Annotated in this window: 8 protein-coding genes and 1 tRNA gene; 2 read left to right on the top strand and 7 right to left on the bottom strand. The window is 67.5% G+C overall.

Features of this window, described 5'->3' with window-relative positions:
• Positions 1–171 precede the first annotated feature (171 nt).
• Complete coding sequence (locus NLX83_RS25670) at positions 172–831, top strand: transcriptional regulator (RefSeq protein ID WP_254237720.1); 660 nt, start codon at positions 172–174, stop codon at positions 829–831.
• A 155-nt stretch (positions 832–986) separates the two neighbouring features.
• Here NLX83_RS25670 and NLX83_RS25665 read toward each other — a convergent pair whose 3' ends face one another.
• The 5 genes from NLX83_RS25665 to NLX83_RS25645 all read right to left on the bottom strand — a co-directional run bounded on the left by NLX83_RS25665 (position 987) and on the right by NLX83_RS25645 (position 9993).
• Positions 987–3095 carry a diguanylate cyclase gene (locus tag NLX83_RS25665; protein ID WP_254237719.1) on the bottom strand — a complete coding sequence of 703 codons (2109 nt, stop codon included), beginning with the start codon at positions 3093–3095 and terminating at the stop codon, positions 987–989.
• Positions 3096–3270: 175 nt separating this feature from the next.
• A complete protein-coding gene (treZ, locus tag NLX83_RS25660; RefSeq protein WP_254237718.1) occupies positions 3271–4986 on the bottom strand; it encodes a malto-oligosyltrehalose trehalohydrolase in 1716 nt (571 codons plus the stop codon).
• Positions 4979–7258: a malto-oligosyltrehalose synthase gene (gene treY, locus NLX83_RS25655; RefSeq protein WP_254237717.1), complete on the bottom strand. Its 2280-nt coding sequence runs from the start codon at positions 7256–7258 to the stop codon at positions 4979–4981. The genes treZ and treY overlap by 8 nt, the downstream gene beginning before the upstream one ends.
• On the bottom strand, positions 7255–9381 hold the full coding sequence (gene glgX, locus NLX83_RS25650) for a glycogen debranching protein GlgX (protein ID WP_254237716.1): 2127 nt from the start codon (positions 9379–9381) through the stop codon (positions 7255–7257). Before glgX ends, treY begins: the two co-directional genes overlap by 4 nt.
• A 78-nt stretch (positions 9382–9459) precedes the next feature.
• On the bottom strand, positions 9460–9993 hold the full coding sequence (locus NLX83_RS25645; protein ID WP_254237715.1) for an AAA family ATPase: 534 nt from the start codon (positions 9991–9993) through the stop codon (positions 9460–9462).
• Between the two features lie 54 nt (positions 9994–10047).
• Between NLX83_RS25645 and NLX83_RS25640 the strand changes: the two genes are divergently transcribed.
• Positions 10048–10124: transfer RNA gene (locus NLX83_RS25640), tRNA-Leu, on the top strand.
• Positions 10125–10404: 280 nt separating this feature from the next.
• Here the strand turns inward: NLX83_RS25640 and NLX83_RS25635 are convergent.
• Positions 10405–12126 carry a MarR family transcriptional regulator gene (locus NLX83_RS25635; RefSeq protein ID WP_254237714.1) on the bottom strand — a complete coding sequence of 574 codons (1722 nt, stop codon included), beginning with the start codon at positions 12124–12126 and terminating at the stop codon, positions 10405–10407.
• Between the two features lie 290 nt (positions 12127–12416).
• Positions 12417–12722, bottom strand: a complete 306-nt coding sequence (locus NLX83_RS25630; RefSeq protein WP_254237713.1) for a hypothetical protein — start codon at positions 12720–12722, stop codon at positions 12417–12419.
• Between the last annotated feature and the right edge of the window lie 127 nt (positions 12723–12849).

Here is a 12849-nt window from a genome sequence, read left to right as displayed (position 1 = left end):
GGCACTCCCAGCCTTCGCCGTGCGGTGCCGCGCGGTCAACGGCCAATTCCGTCGCGCTGGCCCGTGAATCCTTCGATAAGGCCGACCTTCGACAGGAGGGAGTGCGCGCGCTGACATACGCTGCCCCCAATGGATTTCCCGCCCGGCGACGATTCAGGGAGAAGGCAGGCGATGACCGGATCGGCAGACGAGCGGCTGGCCGCGGCCCAACGGCAGTTCGACGAGGGCGGCGGGGAGAACCGTCTGATCCGGCTGATCGCGAGCGGGCAGGCGCCGTTGTCGGTGATCGGCAAGCTCGCCGCCGAGCAGCACCGCGTGATCACCAGCGACTGGCGCGCGTTCCTCACCCTGGCCGCGCGCGCCGACGAGCCCAACGCCCGGCAGTTCTTCTCCGGGCTCGCGGCCGGTGAGGCCGTCGCACTGGAGCGGGTCGCCGTGCTCGCAAGGCACTGCGGCATGGACGCCGACGCGGTGCGCGCCTACCGGACGCAGCCCGGCTGCCAGTCCTACCCGTCCTACGTCGCCTCGCTCGCGCTCAACGGTGACCCGCTGGACGTGCTGGTCACGCTCGTCGCCGGGTTCGGCGGCTGGGGCGGCTACTGCGCTTCGGCGTCGCGGGGGCTGCGCGAGCACTACGGCTTCGACGACGAGGGCTGCGGCTTCTTCGACCTCTTCGCCGACCCCGATCCTTCGGGCGCCCAGCTGGCCACCGCCGCCGTCGACGCGGGCCTCGCGGCGGGCTGGACCGGCGAAGCCGTCGAGGACCAGATCCGCCTGCTCCAGCACTACGAGCACCAGTTCTGGAACACCCTCGCCGACCTCGAAACCTGACGCCCAGTGGTTGGGACGTCTTCAAGTACAACGAACCCCACCAAAAATCACCGCTAACCGCACCTAACCCCCTACCGGACCTCGGGGGTTAGGTGCGGTTAGCGGTCGCTGGAGCGGGGGTCCGGGGTACTTGAAGACGCCCCAACCCGGCCGAGCTAGGCGTTGGTCTGGCGGCGCGTCGCGGAGTGCGAGCGGAGCCGCCGCAGGTCACCGACGGTTCCCTTCTCCTGGAGTTCCAGGAACAGCGCCACCACCGCGGGGTCGAACTGGGTGCCGCGCCCGTTCAGCAGCTCCTGCCGAGCCTGGTCCTCGGTCAGCGCCGTCTGGTACGGGCGGTCCGACAGCATCGCCGCCCACGCGTCGCAGACCGCGATGATCTTCGCCTCGATCTTGATCTCCGAATCGCGCAGCCGCCGCGGGTAGCCGGTGCCGTCCGGCCGCTCGTGGTGCTGGCGGACGATCTCCGCGACCGCCTCGCAGCCCGGGACCGCAGACACCATCCGGTAGCCGCTGTCCGGGTGCTGCCGCATCAGCTCCCACTCCTGCGCCGACAGCCGCGCGGGCTTGGCCAGCACCTCCGGCGGGATCACGATCTTGCCGACGTCGTGCAGGCGCCCGGCCAGCTCGGCGCAGCGCACCCCGGCCTCGTCGTGCCCGAGCTCGGCGGAGAGCAGCCGCGCCCACCGCGCGATCGCCCGGCTGTGCTCGTAGGTCGACAGCATCGCGTCCACCTCGTCGGCCAGGTGCCCGAGGTAGTCGATCATGCCGGTGTGCTCGCCGAGCCCCGGGCCCAGCTCGGGCGCGGTGCCGATCACCACCCGGTCGCGGCCCCTGGCTTTGGCCGAGTACAGCGCCCGGTCGGCGATCGCGATCAGCTCGTCCGGCCGGGTCCCGTGCAGCGGGTACGCGGCGATGCCCACCGACACGGTGACCGCCAGCCAGGTCTCCTCCGACACCGCGATCGGGCTGCTGGCCACCTGGTGCCGCAGCCGCTCGGCGATCTTGGGCAGCTCCTCCAGCTCGGTGTCGCGGGCCAGCAGCGCGAACTCCTCGCCGCCGTAGCGGGCCAGCACGTCCCCGGCCCTGGTGGCCTTGCGCAACCGCGTGGAGATCTCGATCAGCGCCTGGTCGCCAGCGGGGTGCCCGTAGTGGTCGTTGATCGACTTGAAGTGGTCGACGTCGATGATCAGCACGGCGAACGCGGCCTCGCCGCGCTGCGCGCGACCCACCTCCAGCGGCAGCTGCGCCTCGAAGAAGCGCCGGGTGTGCAGCTTGGTCAGCGGATCGGTGATGGCCAGCCGCCGCTGGTCCGAGACCAGGTCCGCCAACCGCGCGATGACCAGCAGGAACAGCAGCGCGCAGGCGATCGCGATCACCGGGATGTCGTGCAGCGAGCCGTTGGCGTTCTGCACCAGCAGCGTCACCGGCGCCACCAGGGCCGCGCCGATCAGCACCGCGATCCGGGACGCGCCGAGGTGCTTGTCCACGTTCGGCGCGCGGTCGGCGAGCTGGGTCATCGTCGGGTGCAGCGCCGCCGCCCCGAGCGCGAGGTTGCCCGCCAGCCAGATCGCGTCGATGAAGTTGCCCACCCAGTAGTTCTCGCCCAGCCGCATCAGGCTGTAGATCGTGTCCGCCGCGAAGATCCCGAACAGGTTGGCGCACAGCAGCGAGAACGCCGCGGGGCGCTGACCCGGGCCGAGCAGCAGCCGCAGGCCCACGGCCAGCATGACCAGGTCCATCAGCGGGAAGGTCATCAGGAACGCCCGGACCAGCGCGGGCGAGTTCGACACCGTCGGCGGGCCGATCAGGTACAGCCAGGTCAGCATCGCCGCGACGACCGCGAGCACGGCCGCGTCCAGCAGGCCGGGCAGGTCGCCACCGGGGCTGCGCCTGCGGATCAGCAGCAGCAGACCGGCGATGACCAGCGGGTAGTGGCTGATGTAGATCGGGTCGGCGTACCCGGGGAAGCCGGTCTTGCCGAAGATGTAATGCGAGATGTAGAAGGTCGCGTCCGCGCTGGCGTAGATGACCTGGCTCAGCCCGAGCAGCAGCCACGGCACCCACACCCGCGGCCGGTACCGGAACAGCCCGACGAACACCGCGACCGCCGCCGACGAGGTCAGCAGGCAGTAGGTGATCAGGCGGCCCCAGACGCCGCCGCCCTCCGCCGGGATCAGGTAGTAGCCGCCGACCGCGGCCAGACCGATCAGCAGGTAGACCAGCCACGCCTTGCGGGGAAGTGGTTTCGGGCCCCGTGAGTTCATTGAGACCTCTCATCCGTTCCCGGCGTCACCGACCGCGATCCGCACATCACGTATCGGCAACGAATCATGCCTGATCTGCGCGCGGCGCGAAACTACCGGACCATTTGACTTCTTCTCGGCCGGGCCCGCTACCTGCGCAAGTGCACGATCCGTCGCTAAACGGGTGTTTCACCCGTCAATCACACGCCACGATCGCGAAAGTTTCCGGAGAGAGGCGAAGTGTTTCCCCCTTGAGGACCGCTTCACCGTTATGGAGCAACGTCCGGCGCGCCTCGGGCAGCGGAATGTCCACGGCTTCCGCGCCGAGATTGCACACCACGCGCAGAGAACCCCTGTGCAGCACCAACCACCGGGCGTCCTCGTCGTGATCGACGCGCAGCAGGTGCAGTCGCGGGTCGGTCAGCTCCGAGTGCTCCCGCCGCAGCCGCAGCAGGGCCCGGTAGGTCTCCAGGAGCTCGCGGTGATGTCCTTCACGGGCTTCCTCCCACCGCAACTTCGAACGTTCGAATGTCGCGGTGTCCATCGGATCGGGGACATCGGCCTCGCCCCAGCCGTGCTCGCCGAACTCCCGCCGCCGCCCGGTGCGCACCGCCTCGGCCAGCCCCGGGTCGGGGAAGGAGGCGAAGAACTGCCACGGCGTGCTCGCGCCCCACTCCTCGCCCATGAACAACATCGGCGTGTACGGCGAGCCGAGCACGATCGCGGCCGCGCACCCCAGCAGCCCGGGGGACAGGGTCGCCGCCAGCCGGTCACCGGTCGCCCGGTTGCCGATCTGGTCGTGGTTCTGCGTGTACGCCAGGAACCGGTGCCCCGGTTGGCGCCGCGTGTCCACCGGCCTTCCGTGCGCGCGGCCGCGGAACGACGACCAGGTGCCCGCGTGGAAGAACACCCCGCGCAGCGTGTTCGCCAGCGACTCCAGCGACCCGAAGTCCGCGTAGTAGCCCTGCCGCTCGCCGGTCAGCGCCGTGTGCAGGCAGTGGTGCAGGTCGTCGCTCCACTGCGCGCCCAGCCCGAAGCCGCCCGCCTCGCGCGAGGTCACCAGCTTGGCGTCGTTCAGGTCGGACTCCGCGATCAGCGACAACGGCCTGCCGACGTGCGCCGACAGCACCTCGGTCTCCTCGGCCAGCTGCTCCAGCAGGTGCGTCGCGCTCCGATCGACCAGCGCGTGCACCGCGTCGAGCCGCAGCCCGTCGAGGTGGAAGTCCCTCAGCCAGCCCAGCGCGTTGTCCAGCACATAGCGCCGCACCTCGTCCGAGCCCGGCCCGTCCAGGTTCAGTGAGGCGCCCCAGATGTTCTGCCCGGCGAAGTACGGCCCGAAGCGCTCCAGATTCGCCCCGGACGGCCCCAAATGGTTGTGCACCACGTCAAGCAGCACGCCCAGCCCGCGTCGGTGGCACGCGTCGACGAAGCGCTTGAACCCGTCCGGCCCGCCGTAAGGCTCGTGCACCGCGTACCAGAGCACGCCGTCGTAGCCCCACCCGTGCGGTCCGTCGAAGGCGTTGACCGGCAGCACCTCGACGAGGTCGATTCCCAGGTCCACCAAGTGATCCAGGCGCTCGATCGCCGCGTCGAAGGTGCCCTCGGCGGTGAACGTGCCGATGTGCAGCTCGTAGATCACCGCGCCTGGCAACGCCCGCCCGGTCCAGTCCTGGTCGGTCCACACGAAAGCATCGTGGTCGTACCGCCGTGATCGGCCGAAGACCCCGTTGGGCTGCCACGGCGATCGCGGGTCCGGCTGCTCGGTGGTGTCGTCGTCCAGCAGGAACGCGTAGTCACCTGTGTCAGGCGCGTCCCCGCGCCACCACCCGTTGTCCCCACGCCGCAGCTCGACCGTCGCCTCACCCACCACCGCACGCACGCGTTCGCGCTCCGGGGCCCAGACCTCAATCATGTTTCCTCACAAGCAATGCCACAGGGTAAGGGCTGAGCAGATCCGCCAGCAGGGGAGCACGCGAGTCCACGGCGCGCCCGGTGATCACATCGGTCCACGTGCCGTCGAACAACGGCAGCCTCGTGTCGCCCCAGCCCCCGGCGGCGGCCAACCCCACCGGCAGTCGGGTCGCCACGGCCACCAAGTCGTTGCTGCGTGCGAAAGCCACCGCATGCCGCTCCGCGACACCCTCAGCCCGCAACGCCCGATAGCCGCTGAACAGCTCCGGCCGATCCCGCCGCAACCGCAACGTCCGCGCGGTGACGAGGAGTTTCGCCGACCCCAGCTCGTCCAGATCCGGCAACCAGCCCGTGTCCAAGCGCCGCAACAACATCCGGCGCGCTTCGAAGTCCACCGGCCGCCGGTTGTCCGGGTCGACCAGCGAGTAGTCCCACAGCTCCGTTCCCTGGTACACATCGGGAACGCCCGGCCCGGCGAGCTGGAAAAGCTTCTGCCCCAAGGAGTTCGACCACCCGGGCACGCGAACGAGCTCCAGCAGCCTTTCCAGGTCCGCCACGAGCTCCGTGTCCGCCAGCACATCGCGAACCCACTGCTGCACCTGCTCGTCGAACGCCTCGTCCGGATCGATCCACGTGGTGCGCAGCTTGGCTTCCTTTGCAGCCTTGGCCAAGTAGCCGCCGAGCCGATCCACGTCGATCGGCCACGCGCCGATGAGCGTCTGCCACGCCAACAGGTTCAGCGTCGGCTCGGGCAGCGCTCGCTCTGCCGTCCACCGCCGCACTGCCGCAGCGAACTCCTCGGGAATCTCGCTGAGCACCGCGAGCCGCGCGCGAACATCCTCCGAGCGCTTGGTGTCATGAGTGGACAGTGCTGTCATCGTGCGCGGCCAACCCGCTTGCCGTGCCGACCACTTCGCGTGGAATTCCTCCACCCCGACGCCGAACCGGTCGAACGCGCCGCCGACCTCGTTCAGCGCGGCGAAACGCGTCAGCCGGTAGCCCGCGGTGTCCTCGACGCCCTTGGCCATCACCATCGCCGAGGTCTGCTGAACCCGTTGTGTCAGCTCGCTTTCCGGCTCCGCACGCATCCGCTCGCCGATCGAGGTGATCGCCGCGGCCAGCTCCGGCCGTGCCCGGCACGCGGCGTCCACGGCCACCTGAAGGTGCCCGTCGCCCTCCGGCAAGTAACTGCGGTACACCGGGAAGGCGGCCAGCAACTCCGCGACGGCCGCTTCCGCGTTGTCGACGTGCAGCAGTCGTGCGATCCGCCTGACTTCGGCCAGCAGCATCACGTTCGCGGCAGTGCGCTTGCAGCCGTGCTCGACCTCGTGGACGCTGACCGGAACCCCGGCCTCCGCCGCGAGCGCGGTCACTGCGGCTTCCCCGGCAGGATCGATGAACAGCCCGCACACCTCGCGCAGCGCCTCGTACCCCGTCGTTCCGTCCACCGGCCACGACGGTGGCAGTTCCTCTTCTGGTGCAAGGATTTTCTCCACCACAAGCCACGCATCCGGTGCTGCCGCGCGCAGTCGCCGCATGTACTCGCCCGGCGCCGTCAGCCCGTCCGGGTGATCGATACGCAGGCCCGTGACCTCGCCCGCGGCGACCCACCGCAGCAACTCCGCATGTGCTGCCTCGAAGACCTCAGCGTCCTCCACACGCACCGCGGCCAGCTCGTTGATGTCGAAGAACCGCCGGTAGGTCAGCTCAGCCGAGGCTCGCCGCCACGACACCAACCGATAGTTCTGGCGCGCATGCACCTCCCGCGCCGAACCCTCACCAGTGCCCGGCGCGAGCGGGAAAACGTGCTCGTAGTACACGAGCCGGTCGTCCTCAACACGCAGATCGTCCTCCGCGTCGTCACTGCCCAACACAGGGATCAGGATCGGTCCACGACCCCAGTCGATGTCGAAGTACTTGGCGTACACCGAATTCCGGCCGTGCTTGAGCACGTCCCACCACCAGGCGTTGGCCTCCGGCTTCGCCACGCCCATGTGGTTCGGGACCACGTCGACGACCAGGCCCATCCCGAGCTTGCGCAACCGCTCCGCGAGCTGTCGCCGCTGCTCTTCCCCGCCCAGCGTCTCAGAGACACGCGTCGCGTCCGCAACGTCGTAGCCGTGCGTGGAACCCGGCGCCGCCTGCAACACCGGCGACGCGTACACCGCCCCCGCACCGAGGAGATCCAGGTACTCCGTGAGTTCCGACGCATCCGCGAACGTGCAGCCCGGACCGAGCTGCAAGCGGTAGGTCGAACTGGGCGCCGCGCTCATCGGGTGCGCTGCAACACGAGGAGGGACCGGTCCGCGAGCGTGATCCGCTGCCCGCCCAGCACCGCGTGGTTCGGCGAGGACCGCTCGTCCGCGAACACCTCGCCCGTCACGGTGTCCACCACGACCGCCCACTCCTCACCGTGGCTGCCGTCAGGCACGGTCACCTCGATCTCCCCGTCATGTCCGTTGAAGCACAACAGGAACGAGTCATCGGTGACCAGCTCACCGCGCTCGTCCCGATCCGTCAGCCCGTCGCCGTTCAGGAAGACGATGACGCACTTGCCGAAACCGGCTTCCCAGTCCTCATCAGTCATTTCCCGCCCGGACGGCGTGAACCAGGCGATATCGCGCAACTCGTCCCCGCGCCGCAACGGCCGTCCCCGGAAGAACCTCTGCCGCCGGAATACCGGATGCGTGCGCCGCAACTCCAACATCGACGACGTGAACGCGTACAGATCGTCGTTTTCGGCGGCCCGCTTCCAGTCCACCCAGCTCAGCTCGTTGTTCTGGCAGTAGGCGTTGTTGTTCCCGCGCTGCGTCCGCCCGATCTCATCGCCGTGCGAGAACATCGGCACACCCTGCGACACCGCGAGCGTCGCGATGAAGTTGCGGACCTGCCTGCGCCGCAACGCGTTCACGTCCTCGTCGTCGGTCGGCCCCTCCACCCCGCAGTTCCACGACCGGTTGTCCGAATGCCCGTCGTTGTTGTCCTCGCCGTTGTCCTCGTTGTGCCGCTCGTTGTACGACACCAGGTCGGCCAAGGTGAACCCGTCGTGCGCCGTCACGAAGTTGATCGAGGCGAACGGCTTGCGCCCGTCGTCCTGGTACAGATCCGACGAACCCGTGATCCGCGAGGCGAACTCGCCCAGCGTCGCCGGCTCCCCGCGCCAGAAGTCGCGCACCGTGTCGCGGTACTTCCCGTTCCACTCCGTCCACAGTGGAGGGAAGTTGCCCACCTGGTAGCCGCCGGGCCCGACGTCCCACGGCTCCGCGATCAGCTTGGCCCTGCTGATGATCGGGTCCTGCTGCACGATGTCGAAGAACGCGCTCAGCCGGTCCACGTCGTAGAACTCGCGCGCCAACGTCGAGGCCAGGTCGAAGCGGAACCCGTCCACGTGCATTTCCGTTACCCAGTACCGCAACGAGTCCATGATCAGCTGCAACGTGTGCGGATCACGGGCGTTCAGCGAGTTCCCCGTGCCCGTGTAGTCCATGTAGTAGCGCTGATCGTCCTCCACCAACCGGTAGTAGGCGGTGTTGTCGATCCCGCGCAGGCTCAACGTCGGCCCGAGGTGGTTGCCCTCCGCGGTGTGGTTGTAGACCACGTCCAGGATGACCTCGATGCCCGCTTGGTGCAGCGAGCGCACCATCGCCTTGAACTCCTGCACCTGGCTGCCCTGCACCGTTTGCGAGGCGTACGCGTCGTGCGGCGCGAAGAAGCCCAAGGTGTTGTAGCCCCAGTAGTTCGTCAGCCCGCGCTCCGCCAGCGAGTGCTCCGGGATGAACTGGTGCACCGGCATCAACTCGACCGCCGTCACCCCGAGCTTCGTCAGGTAGTCGATCATCACCGGGTGCGCCAGGCCCGCGTACGTGCCGCGCAGCTCCATCGGGACGTCCGGGTGGTCGATCGTCAGCCCGCGCACATGCGCCTCGTAGATCACCGACTTGTGGTAGGCCGTCCGCGGCGCCCGATCCTCCGACCAGTCGAAGAACGGGTTGATCACCACCGCTTTCGGCACATACGGCGCCGAGTCCAGCTCGTTGACTTGATCGGGATCGTCGAATCGGTAGTCGAACAGCGCTTCGTGCCACTCCAGCTGCCCGTCCACCGCCTTCGCGTACGGATCCAGCAGCAGCTTGTTTGGGTTGCACCGCAGCCCGAACTCCGGCTCATGCGGCCCGTGAACCCGGTACCCGTACCGCTGCCCCGGCACCACGTGCGGCAGGTAGCCGTGCCACACGAAGGCGTCCACCTCGTGCAACCGCACCCGCGTCTCCGCGCCCGCCTCGTCGAACAGGCAGAGCTCCACCTTCGTGGCGACGCTCGAGAACAACGCGAAGTTCGTGCCTGTGCCGTCGTAGCTCGCACCCAACGGATAAGAATGACCCGGCCACGGCTGCATGTCGTCTCCTCAGGGTGGCTGCCGAGTGGGTAGTTACCAACGGGACGATCACGTAAACGCCACCCGATCCTGATCGTTTCAGCCCAGCTCCGGCCCCCGCAAGCCGACGAACGCCACCACGCTCTCCAACCCCGGCCGATACCCGTCCGTCGTGTCCACCTCCATCCACGGCGCAGTGGTTGTGACCCGCTCAAACTCCCCAAGCTCCACCGGCTCGTCCTCGTGCGCCCGCCGTACCGGGTTCTCCCGCCACCTCCGCACCCTGCGCTCCATCGCCACTTCCGCATCCACCACGCAGTGCACGACCTTGACGTCCGCTATGTCCCGTAGCGGCTCCAGCCCAGGCCGCCATAACCGATCCTGGAACGCCGCCTCCGCCACCGTCGTCACCCCCGCCCGCAGCAGGTGCTCCACCACCCCGAAGAAGGCCCCCAGCGCCTTCAGGCTCAGCTCATCCCTTGGTGCGCGCGGCGCCGCATGCACCATCCCCTCCTTGATCTCATCCCGGCACACCGCCGGACACCCGATGCGCTTCGCCAGCTCATGCGCCAACGTCGTCTTCCCCGCCCCCGCCGGCCCGCTCACCACCACCAACGTCGGCCGCACGCCCACCCCCGCACCCCGTCCGATATGATCAGCACCACCACGTACACTGCTACCCGGTGCGCCCCTGTAGCCCAATCGGCAGAGGCAGCAGACTCAAAATCTGTACAGTGAGCGTTCGAGTCGCTCCAGGGGCACCACGCCTCACCAGGCGAAACAACTGAAATTAAGATCCACTCAGATGATGTTCGGGCATGCACTCAGGTGCTCCGTCAGGGCTTCGTCTCGCATCCGTGACGCTGGGTGCGTGCACATCGGCTTTAGGTTCAAGGCGCAGCTCAGCGAGGAAAAAGGGCTGTTGATCCACGCTGAGCGCACCATGTCCGAAAGGCGGCATACAGTTGCCGCAGATCATCTGGGTGAACCAAGTCGACCGAGTTGCGATCTTTCGAGGTCCGCGGCGGACCTGAAATCCGAATTTCACTCCAGATCCCAGTCGACTGGTTCCACGATGCGCGAGATGGGCTTGCTGGCGTCGTGGAACCGCAGTCCGCGGGGCCCGTCGACGTCGGCGGCAGGCATGTCAATTAGCCATTCCAGTGCCTCGTCGTCGAGCTGATCCGGCTCTGCGAGGTCGGCGATGAAACGTTCTGAACCAAGGCCGTCATAGGGCGCAGGAAGAATGATGCCGCCAGCGACAGCGTCTTCGACGATGGCGCGGCACACAGCTGCCCACCGGCCTTGCCCCCACCACGTCCACGTGTAGCTGGTCGAGCCGCCAATCGTCAGCAACCGCAACGTTGCCGCTGGTCCGAGCAGATCCTCGTCCAGACGTCGCCACGTCGTGAGTTTTTCGCTTACGGAGTCACGAACTTCCTGCCATCCCTCTCCGAACAGGCCGGAGATCGCTCTCCCGTCTGGGAGCGTCCACTCTGAATCGGTCAGAGCTGTCTCAAGGCCGGGCCAGTCGACGCCCTCGTACGGGTCGACGTAGTCGGAGATCTTCTTGGTGACCGCGATGTTGATCCTGGCCATAAGCACGTCATCCGGCACGTGCCACGCCTCCACCTCGGTGTCGTTGCGCCAGCACCATGCCGCGATTCCGTGCACGGCGGCGTTCGGCACGAGATCCGGCAGCGCATCTCGCCCGAACACGTCAACAACGGTGGCGAAGTAGGTTTGGAGGTATGGGTCTGCGTCGAGGTCACCGACGGCGTCTTGAAGGGACTTCTCGCGGTATTGTGCGATCTCCTCGAAGACATGCTCTCTCAGCTGGACGGCCATGAACTGCCGCAACGACACGTCAGCAACAGGATCGACCTCGACCCGAGTGGCATCAAGCAGACCGAGTGCACCCGCGCGCTCGGTAACGCGCTCCATCTGCTCGTCGACGTCACCGCCGAGTTCGATCACGACTTCGTCGTCCAGCATGCTGAAGACCTGTGGCCAGCCGCCTGGATACTCGTGCGGAAGAAGACGGAGCTGGGCGGTCGATGGGTGGAATTCGACGTCGAACGCCATGCAGGTCCGACGCAGGGTCGTGTACAGCACCGGTCCGGTCTCGTCGTCGTACTCCGTGAAGTAGTCGTGCTCATGTTCTGACCATCCCGCCCATTCGAAGCAGCTGAGAAGCTCCTCGACGTGTTCGATGTGCTCGGCCCAACGTTCGTCGGACGGCGCGTCCTCCCCGGGAACGGGCCTGCTCATGCGCCCGACCAGCCAGACGGCGGCCTCCGGATCGTCCACCGCCAGTAAGAGCGAGAGTTTGCGAGGTTCGTCGGAGTCGGTGCCGTAGCCACCGAAGGTCGACACGCTGACTCCGCGTCCTGCGCAGACCTCACGCAGCTGCGTCGCCGCATCGGCCAACGCCTCGTTGGTCTTCGTGACGCGCTCGCGCGCCTCCTCTCGTTCGCTCTGGATCCGCTCTGCCTCCAGACGGCGTTTCCTGAGCCACGCCATGACCTGGTCGCTGGTTCCCCACACTTCCCGCCGATCCACCTGGCACGTCGTCGCCTTGCCTTTCTTCAACAACTGCGTCAGCGTGTACGACACGGTCGGTTGCGACAGCAACAGCCGCCTGGAGATCTCGGCGATCGTCAACAAACCGGGGTACTCGTGCTGTTCGCCGAACAACCACAGGATTTGGCCCTCGGTAGACCACAGCGGGTTGGAGTCGAACTCCTGCTGTTCTTTCGCGGTCATGTGTTTGCGACAAGCCGGCGCCATCGAGCTCAACGGCACTGATCGGCGAACCACCGCTCCACACGGCGTGCCAGCCTTTGTCGGACGTCCGCACTTCGGACGTTCGGTCACCCTCCACCTCCAGATTGCGGATCAGGCAGATCGTCACGCGCTCGGCACCAGCCCGCGCACCCACTCTCGGATCTCCTCCATGACCACGAGTGGGTGTGGTACCGCCGAGTACACCTTTGATTGCCGAGCCTTGAGTGCGATTCGCCGGACTGTTCACGGCGTGACGGATCCGTCATTGATCAACCTCGACCACGAGGCAGAAGGGCGGCGACTTCGGCGATGGCGTCCAGGGTGTCGTGGTCGAAGTGGCTTCCCGCAGCGTTCTCGGCCTCGGCGATGGTGACGGTGCTGCCATCACGGTCGCTGCCGTAGCGGAGGCCGGTGAACGTGATGTTGGCCAGGCCGAGCAGTTGTGCGCCGAGCGGGGTGATGTCACCGGTGCCGTGCTCGTCCATCAGCGTCCGGAACCTCCTGGCGTCGTTGCTGTTGGTTAGCCCGACCCACACGACGGACACCACTGCGGTGTTACCAGTCTTGTCCGCCACGGGGAACAGCATCCGGTCCAGGGACTTACAGCGGTGCCGGGTGAAGAACTCTCGTACCTGGCCGTAGGAGGCGGTGACGCATTCGGCTTGTTGGCGGGCGGGGCGGCGTAGTTGTCGTAGCCCCATT

This window comes from Allokutzneria sp. A3M-2-11 16 (genome assembly GCF_024213555.1).
Classification (GTDB): domain Bacteria; phylum Actinomycetota; class Actinomycetes; order Mycobacteriales; family Pseudonocardiaceae; genus Allokutzneria.
The sequence above is the reverse complement of the archived record's forward strand: the minus strand, read 5'-3'. Positions and strand labels throughout refer to the sequence as shown.

What these genes read in the sequence shown, in the direction of transcription:
- NLX83_RS25670 (WP_254237720.1), top strand. Translation starts at nt 172, where the DNA reads ATGACCGGATCGGCAGACGAGCGGCTGGCCGCGGCCCAACGGCAGTTC.
- NLX83_RS25665 (WP_254237719.1), bottom strand. Translation starts at nt 3,095, where the DNA reads ATGAACTCACGGGGCCCGAAACCACTTCCCCGCAAGGCGTGGCTGGTC.
- treZ (WP_254237718.1), bottom strand. Translation starts at nt 4,986, where the DNA reads ATGATTGAGGTCTGGGCCCCGGAGCGCGAACGCGTGCGTGCGGTGGTG.
- treY (WP_254237717.1), bottom strand. Translation starts at nt 7,258, where the DNA reads ATGAGCGCGGCGCCCAGTTCGACCTACCGCTTGCAGCTCGGTCCGGGC.
- glgX (WP_254237716.1), bottom strand. Translation starts at nt 9,381, where the DNA reads ATGCAGCCGTGGCCGGGTCATTCTTATCCGTTGGGTGCGAGCTACGAC.
- NLX83_RS25635 (WP_254237714.1), bottom strand. Translation starts at nt 12,126, where the DNA reads ATGACCGCGAAAGAACAGCAGGAGTTCGACTCCAACCCGCTGTGGTCT.